This window comes from Streptomyces phaeochromogenes (assembly GCF_001418655.1).
Taxonomy (GTDB): domain Bacteria; phylum Actinomycetota; class Actinomycetes; order Streptomycetales; family Streptomycetaceae; genus Streptomyces; species Streptomyces phaeochromogenes.
The window spans coordinates 1-1374 of record NZ_LIQZ01000638.1 but is presented as its reverse complement, the minus strand read 5'-3'; the positions used below and the strand labels follow the sequence as shown (position 1 = coordinate 1374).

The 1374-nt window shown below is 74.7% G+C and carries 1 protein-coding gene; it reads left to right on the top strand.

The features are described 5' to 3' along the window. Positions 1 to 157: 157 nt before the first annotated feature. Complete coding sequence (gene ndk / locus AOK17_RS47025) at positions 158 to 571, top strand: nucleoside-diphosphate kinase (protein WP_055618753.1); 414 nt, start codon at positions 158 to 160, stop codon at positions 569 to 571. The last annotated feature ends 803 nt before the right edge of the window (positions 572 to 1374 follow it).

Below are 1374 nucleotides of genomic sequence, written 5' to 3'. Positions count from 1 at the left end.
GGGACGGGAATGGGTAGGGGCGGCGGGGGCGAAAACAGTCGGGTCGACCCGTATCGGACCGGCCCACCCCGTAGCACCTGACGCTGCGTGACACGCACTCGGACACGCCCTGTAGCCTCGGTCATCCGCACATCTGTGACCCGAAGGAGCCACCACCGTGAGCCAGCGCACCCTCGTCCTTCTCAAGCCCGACGCGGTCCGTCGCGGCCTGACCGGCGAGATCATCAGCCGCATCGAGCGCAAGGCCGGCTGGGAGATCACCGCGCTGGAGCTGCGCACGCTGGACCAGGACACGCTGGAGCAGCACTACGGCGAGCACAAGGGCAAGCCCTTCTACGAGCCCCTGGTCGCCTTCATGGCCTCCGGCCCGGTCGTGGCGCTGGTCGTCGAGGGCGAGCGCGTCATCGAGGGCGTACGGGCACTCGCGGGCCCGACCGACCCGATCGCCGCCGCCCCCGGCTCCATCCGTGGTGACTTCGGCGTGATCGTCCGGGAGAACCTGATCCACGCCTCCGACTCCGAGGAGTCCGCCGAGCGCGAGCTGAAGATCTTCTTCCCGGGCCACGCCTGACGGCTCCCGCCGGACCGACACACCCCGAGGCCCGCACCACCGGCGGGCCGACGGGGCGTGCCGACCCGGGCACGGAACACGGCGGCATCCCCTGGGAGCCTCGCCGAGGCCGAAGGCCCCGTGTGGGCCTCGCTCCCGGCAGCCCTCGGCCCACGCCGCCCAGGCGTGGGCGCCCGGGGAACTGGCTCTGTGCCCGGCAGACCCAGGCCGCTGAGCCCAGCGCCCTTGGCTGAGGCAAGCCCGAGCCCGGAATCCAGGGCCCTGTACGCCCAGGCGACGGCTTCCGCGCCCGACGGGTCCCGCGGCCCCAGGACGCTGGACCCAGCGACCCTGGCCGAGGTAAGCCCGAGCCCGGAATCCGGGGCCCTGTACGCCCAGGGGACCGCTTCCGCGCCCGACGGGTCCGGCAGGTCCAGGTGGCTGAGCCCAGCGCCCCTGGCCCCAGCGAGCCCGGGTGTGTGGAGTCCGGGGCCCTGTACGCCCGGGAGACCGGTTCCGCGCCCCGCAGGCCCCGCAGGCCCGGCAGGTCCAGGACGCTGAGCCCAGCGCCCTCGGCTGAGGCAGGCCCGAGCCCGGAATCCAGGGCCCTGTACGCCCGGGAGACCGGTTCCGCGCCCTGCAGGCCCGGCAGGTCCAGGCCGCTGAGCCCAGCGCCCTTGGCCGAGGCAGGCCCGAGCCCGGAGTCCGGGGCCCTGTACGCCCAGGGGACCGCTTCCGCGCCCGACGGACCCAGCAGGCCCGGCAGGTCCAGGCCGCTGAGCCTAGCGAGCCCGGCCGAGGCGAGCCCGAGCCCGGAATCCGGG